We start from the raw sequence: 6,272 nt of genomic DNA, 5'->3' as shown, positions 1-6,272 counted from the left end.
GGGGCGATTAACTCTTTGTTACTTACATGGATGTAAGTAAGGGGCGTGAGCAGGACGCGGAAGCTTTGCTCAATTTTTACTTAGCCCACTAGGTTACAAATCTCGCGCCGTGATTAAATCGCCCCTAATTTGAACAAATTTTAATCCTGAAAGGTCAACACGCCCTTATTTCATAAATTTTTTGTTAATTTTTTTACGACTATTCATTCATCATTAATATCTACTCTTACCCATATTTTATCTTGCAAAGCTCTGCCTGGTGGGGGGTGGGGCAGCGATATAGAATAAACAACCCCATAATTCGTTATTCAGATAGTTATTCACTATCTCTGAAATTATATCTCAAAGCCTTTAATAACAAGGGCTACATGAAAGTTTTATAAGAGACAATAACGAAAAACTCTGAAATAATGATTATCTGAAAATTGAACCAGAGAGTATTTTTTGGCGATGTGAGCTATGCTGATTTACGCCAAAGGAGATGGTACAACAGTCTATCATCAAGCCTATTTTTTAAACTTTCTGTAGGATCACAATTAAGAGGATATAAAATGACAGTCAATCGCGAATTATTTGATCAAGTAATGGTTCCTAACTACGCACCTTCAAGCGTTATTCCTGTTCGTGGCGAAGGCTCACGTGTATGGGATCAGCAAGGTCGTGAATATATCGATTTTGCCGGTGGTATCGCTGTTAACTGTCTAGGTCATTGTCATCCAGCATTGGTTAAAGCATTAAAAGAGCAAGGCGAAAAAATCTGGCACCTATCAAATGTAATGACTAATGAGCCAGCACTTCGTTTAGCTAAAAAATTGGTAGATGCTACATTTGCTGAAAAAGTATATTTCGCCAACTCAGGCGCAGAAGCAAATGAAGGCGCACTAAAATTAGCGCGTCGTGTTGCGCTTGAAAATTTTGGTGAGCAAAAATCGCAAATCATCGCTTTCAATAAAGGTTTCCATGGCCGTACATTCTTTACTGTAACCGTGGGCGGTCAAGCTGCTTACTCTGATGGTTTTGGTCCTAAGCCGGGAGATATCGTACATTGTGACTATAACGATTTAGCCGCATTTGAAGCACTAATCTCTGATAACACATGTGCGGTAATGATGGAGCCATTACAAGGTGAAGGCGGCATTATCTCTGCTACTGACGAGTTTGCTCAAGGTGTACGCCAGTTATGTACTAAACATAACGCATTACTTATTTTTGATGAAGTACAAACTGGTGTCGGTCGTACTGGCGATCTTTATGCATACCAAGGGTTAAATGTAGTACCTGATATTTTAACTACTGCAAAAGCACTTGGCGGCGGTTTTCCAATTGGTGCAATGATCACCACGACAGAGATTGCTAAGCACCTTAAAGTCGGTACTCATGGTTCTACTTATGGCGGCAATCCGTTGGCATGTGCTGTTGGTGAAGCAGCCTTTGATACTGTGAATACACCAGAAGTATTAGCTGGCGTAAAAGCAAAGTCAGCATTGTTTAATGAATTACTAACTGCAATTAACGATAAGTACAACGTTTTCTCGGAAATTCGTGGTCAAGGTTTATTAATTGGTGCTGTGGTTAATGAGCAGTTTAAAGGTCGTGCTAAAGAGTTTTTAGTAGCAGGAACCGCTGAGGGTGTGATGTCGTTAGTCGCGGGTGCCGATGTGGTGCGTTTTACTCCATCTTTAGTGATCCCTGAAGCGGATATCCGTGAAGGGATGGCGCGCTTTGAAAAAGCCGTAGCCAACGTTGTGAACGGTTAATCAACACCTCTAATCATAATAAGGGCAAGTAGCAAGCTTGCCCTAATATTCTTAATTTACCGTTATTTATAAGGGAGCAAGCGGACTCATGATGATCCTTCGCCCAATCCAGCAATGTGATTACCCAGCTTTATTGAAAATTGCCCACGAATCAGGACATGGTTTTACCTCTTTACCTAATAACGAAGAGTTATTACAAAAGAAGATAGCTCATTCAATAAGCTCATTCGCAAAAAGTGCATCTCATCCGGGTGATGAAGGTTACTTGTTTGTTCTTGAAGATAGCGAAACAGGTGAAGTAGTCGGTACCTCAGCAATTGAAGCTGCGGTTGGTTTAGATGATGCGTTTTATCACTATCATTTAAGTAAAGCTATTCATTCATCTCGTACATTGAATGTTTATAAAGCGGTTGATATTTTAACCTTGTGTAATGATTACACTGGAGCAACTGAGCTTTGTACGCTGTTTTTAAAAGATGGTTACCGTAAAAATAATAACGGTAAGCTGCTTTCAAAAGCACGTTTTATGTTTATCAAGCAGCACCAAGAACGCTTTGCTGAAACCGTAATTGCAGAAATGCGCGGTGTTTCTAACGAACACGGCAGTAGTCCATTTTGGCAATGGTTAGAAGAACACTTTTTCTCGATGGATTTTCCAACAGCTGATTACTTAACCGGTATTGGCCAAAAAGTGTTTATTGCTGAACTAATGCCAAAGTACCCAATTTACGTCAACTTATTAAGTAAAGAGGCGCAAGCCGTGATCGGCAAGGTGCACAATAATACGCGCCCTGCGATTGAACTACTGAAAAAAGAAGGCTTCACCTTTAATGGCTACGTTGACATTTTTGATGCTGGCCCAACGGTAGAAGCAAAAGTAGATAATATTGCAACTATTCGTAATGCCAAAAACTTTACCGTAAAAATCGGTGAAAACAGCGGCGAGACGGCTATCATGCTAGCGAATGACAAACTCAATGATTTTAGAGCAACCGTTGCACAACTAAACCTTGATGAAACAAGCTCTGAGTTGACTTTGCCACAGGCAATGGCCGATGCACTGCACTTACAAGCTGGCGATATAGTTACCGCAACACGTATATAATTTAGGAGAAAGTACATGACTCATCCTGCACAATTTATTAATGGTCAATGGTCGCAAGGCCTAGGCGATGCATTTAATTCAGTAAACCCAGCCAATAACGAAATTATTTGGCAAGCAAACTCAGCCACCAGTGAGCAAGTAGACACTGCTGTTAACTCTGCGCGTGCAGCATTTTATAGCTGGGCTGATAAATCATTTGCAGAACGTTTAGCGATTGTAAAAACTTTTGCCGAAACCCTAAAAGAGCACAGCGAAGAGCTTGCTGTTGTAATAGCCCAAGAAACGGGTAAGCCGTTATGGGAAACTCGCACTGAAGCGGGTGCTATGGTCGGTAAAATAGCTATCTCTGAAAAAGCATTTTTAGAGCGCACTGGCGACGTAGAAAACCCAATGCCGCAAGGTCGTGCAATGATCCGCCATAAACCACATGGTGTAGTGGCGGTATTTGGCCCTTATAACTTCCCTGGTCATTTACCTAATGGCCATATTGTGCCTGCACTTTTGGCGGGCAATACCGTGGTGTTTAAACCATCGGAGCTAACTCCAGCTGTTGCTGAGCTAACGCTTAAGTTATGGGAAAAAGCAGGTTTACCAGCAGGGGTTATTAACCTAGTACAAGGCGAAGTAGCCACAGGTAAGGCTCTTGCTGCTCACAAAGGTATTGATGGCTTATTCTTTACCGGTTCATCACGCACAGGCCATATTCTGCATGAGCAGTTTGCCGGTCAACCAGGTAAAATCTTAGCATTAGAAATGGGTGGTAACAATCCACTGATTATTACTGATGTTGCTGATACTAAAGCCGTTATTCACGATATTATTCAATCAGCATTTATCTCAAGTGGCCAACGATGTACCTGTGCACGCAAGCTGTTTTTACCAGCAGGTGAGCAAGGCGATGCTATTTTAGCCGGTTTAATTACCGCGACTAAAGCCATCAAAGTGGGCAACTACGATGATGTAGAGCAACCGTTTATGGGCTCGATGATCTCATCAGCTGCGGCCGCTGGTATGGTAAAAGCACAGCAACAACTCGTTGAGCTTGGTGCTGAAGTATTGGTTGAGCTTAAGCATACTGAAAATACAGGTTTTGTAACGCCTGGTATTATTGAGTGTACAGATGTTGCTAACTTCCCAGATGAAGAGCACTTTGGTCCACTATTAAAAGTATTCCGCTTTACAGATTTTGATAGTGCGATTGATAAAGCCAACGATACCAGCTTTGGTTTGTCTGCGGGTTTACTCAGTGATAATGCGGCAGATTACGACCATTTTTTACGTCGTATCCGTGCTGGTATTGTTAACTGGAACCGCCCAATCACCGGTGCCTCAAGTGCAGCTCCTTTTGGTGGTATTGGTGCATCAGGTAATCATCGTGCAAGTGCTTACTATGCAGCTGATTATTGCGCATACCCAGTTGCCTCTGTTGAACTTGAAAAAGTAGCAATGCCAGCAACATTAAGCCCTGGCTTAAAAATCGATTAATCGATTTTGGTCAAATAGTAATAAATAACTAAAAAAGCAGCCAAGGCTGCTTTTTTTGTATTGGTTAATGCTCAAAGGTAGCAATTAAAAGCGCTTTCTGCTTAAATCAATACAGTCGTTTTAATTAGGTGTGGATAATTATGGTTTTAGATAGGCAAGGATATGATGACCTCATCATGTATCTTACTCAAAATTTAGCATTATTTGAGAAGTCCGGCGAAATAAAACCAGGCGCTCCTACTATTATGGAGCTAATAGAAGATGATATTGCTGAAAATGTTATGTTGTTATGCCAGCAACACACAGAGCTTTCTACTGAACAACGTAGTCAAATCGTGCGTGAAGTAGATGGCATTGTATACGACTTACAAGAAGTCCTCAGCAGCGTCACCAGTAATCAAGTGACAATAGAGCAACATGCATTTATCGATGAATTTGCCGCATTGGTAAAAAACCTCTTTGATAGCGCAGTTGTCGAAAGTGCCTGATCATTCCAATTATCGTTTTTAATTTGCAACTGCGTGTGACTTCCTTACAATCAAGGAAATAACTTCTTTGAGAGTAATAAAATGCAAGCGAATGTGAAATGGGTTGAAGGCGATACTTTTTTAGGGCGTTCTAATTCTGGTCACAATGTTGTGTTTGATGCTGGTAGCGATAGCGCCGCACCAAGCCCAATGGAAATGGTATTAATGTCAGTTGGCTGCTGTTCATCGGTTGATGTAGTCAGTATTCTAAAAAAAGCTAAACAACAGTTTTCAGATGTGCAAGTGCAATTGAGTGCTGAACGCGCAGAGTCCGCTCCGCGAGTATTCACTAAGATTAACTTACACTTTGTTGTGACTGGCGACAACGTTTCAGAAAAGCACCTTGCGCGTGCCGTTCAACTATCTGCAGAGAAGTATTGTTCAGTAGCATTAATGCTTGATAAAACAGTAGAAATTACCCACACACACGAAGTTATACAAGAACAGGGAAAATAACGCTTTTTCCTGAGGTGAAATTCGTATAAAATCCGCGAACTTTTCATTCTGCTCTGGCAGATTTCACTTGTTTATAGGTTGGTTTATCATGAACAAACCCTTCGATAAAATTAAACTTCATGGCTTTAATAACTTAACCAAAAGTTTAAGCTTTAGTATTTACGATATTTGCTATGCAAAGACTGAGCAACAACGTAAAGAATATATTGAATATATCGACGAACAGTACAGTGCTGATCGACTAACCGATATTTTAGGTGAAGTAGTAGACATTATCGGTGCGAATATTTTAAATGTTTCGCGTCAAGATTACGACCCTCAAGGTGCTAGTGTAACAATTCTGATCTCAGAAGAGCCAATTGAGCAGCAGCAAACTTATGAAGTTGATGAAGCACCAGGACCATTACCTGAAACAGTTGTTGCTCATTTAGATAAAAGCCACATCTGCGTTCATACCTATCCTGAAGCTCACCCTGATGATGGTATTTGTACTTTCCGTGCCGATATCGAAGTATCAACCTGTGGCATTATTTCGCCATTAAAAGCGTTAAACTTCCTAATTCATAGCTTAGAGTCAGATGTTGTAACAATTGACTACCGAGTGCGTGGTTTTACCCGTGACGTAGATGGTGTTAAGCACTATATCGATCACGCGATCAACTCAATTCAAAACTACATGACCGAAGATACCAAAGAAGCGTACCAAATGATGGACGTGAATGTGTATCAAGAAAACTTGTTCCACACTAAGATGATGCTAAAAGAAACAGACCTAAATACTTATTTATTTGGTGTTACTACGAGTGATTTATCTGAAGACGAAGAAGAAGCAATTCGTTCTAAATTAACACGTGAAATGCAAGAAATCTTTTACGGCCGTAACCTGCCGGAAGCAGAATAAACTCACTTAATTAGTAAGTTTTAAAAAACGGCGCGCAATGT

The 6,272-nt window shown here is 40.8% G+C and carries 6 protein-coding genes; all 6 read left to right on the top strand.

What is annotated here, in order from left to right:
* Positions 1-551 precede the first annotated feature (551 nt).
* The 6 genes from H5201_RS16445 (at position 552) to speD (ending at position 6,231) form a co-directional block, all read left to right on the top strand.
* Positions 552-1,757 carry an aspartate aminotransferase family protein gene (locus H5201_RS16445; RefSeq protein ID WP_149980483.1) on the top strand — a complete coding sequence of 402 codons (1,206 nt, stop codon included), beginning with the start codon at positions 552-554 and terminating at the stop codon, positions 1,755-1,757.
* An 88-nt stretch (positions 1,758-1,845) separates the two neighbouring features.
* Positions 1,846-2,862, top strand: coding sequence for an arginine N-succinyltransferase (gene astA / locus H5201_RS16440; protein WP_145238033.1), 1,017 nt, complete (start codon positions 1,846-1,848; stop codon positions 2,860-2,862).
* 15 nt (positions 2,863-2,877) lie between these two features.
* A complete protein-coding gene (astD, locus tag H5201_RS16435) occupies positions 2,878-4,347 on the top strand; it encodes a succinylglutamate-semialdehyde dehydrogenase (protein WP_145238036.1) in 1,470 nt (489 codons plus the stop codon).
* Between the two features lie 140 nt (positions 4,348-4,487).
* On the top strand, positions 4,488-4,835 hold the full coding sequence (locus H5201_RS16430; RefSeq protein WP_149980484.1) for a DUF3802 family protein: 348 nt from the start codon (positions 4,488-4,490) through the stop codon (positions 4,833-4,835).
* Between the two features lie 81 nt (positions 4,836-4,916).
* The gene (locus tag H5201_RS16425; RefSeq protein WP_145238042.1) at positions 4,917-5,330 is read left to right on the top strand and encodes an OsmC family protein; all 414 of its coding nucleotides are present in this window, start codon (positions 4,917-4,919) and stop codon (positions 5,328-5,330) included.
* 88 nt (positions 5,331-5,418) lie between these two features.
* Entirely contained in the window at positions 5,419-6,231 is an 813-nt protein-coding gene (speD, locus tag H5201_RS16420) for an adenosylmethionine decarboxylase (protein ID WP_145238045.1), read from the top strand.
* The last annotated feature ends 41 nt before the right edge of the window (positions 6,232-6,272 follow it).

It is taken from the genome of Pseudoalteromonas sp. SG43-6 (assembly GCF_014164365.1).
In the GTDB taxonomy this organism is placed as follows: domain Bacteria; phylum Pseudomonadota; class Gammaproteobacteria; order Enterobacterales; family Alteromonadaceae; genus Pseudoalteromonas; species Pseudoalteromonas rhizosphaerae.
Note: the sequence above shows the minus strand (reverse complement) of the source record. Positions and strands in the feature narration are given on the sequence as shown.

What these genes read in the sequence shown, in the direction of transcription:
- speD (WP_145238045.1), top strand. Translation starts at nt 5,419, where the DNA reads ATGAACAAACCCTTCGATAAAATTAAACTTCATGGCTTTAATAACTTA.
- H5201_RS16445 (WP_149980483.1), top strand. Translation starts at nt 552, where the DNA reads ATGACAGTCAATCGCGAATTATTTGATCAAGTAATGGTTCCTAACTAC.
- H5201_RS16430 (WP_149980484.1), top strand. Translation starts at nt 4,488, where the DNA reads ATGGTTTTAGATAGGCAAGGATATGATGACCTCATCATGTATCTTACT.
- astD (WP_145238036.1), top strand. Translation starts at nt 2,878, where the DNA reads ATGACTCATCCTGCACAATTTATTAATGGTCAATGGTCGCAAGGCCTA.
- astA (WP_145238033.1), top strand. Translation starts at nt 1,846, where the DNA reads ATGATGATCCTTCGCCCAATCCAGCAATGTGATTACCCAGCTTTATTG.
- H5201_RS16425 (WP_145238042.1), top strand. Translation starts at nt 4,917, where the DNA reads ATGCAAGCGAATGTGAAATGGGTTGAAGGCGATACTTTTTTAGGGCGT.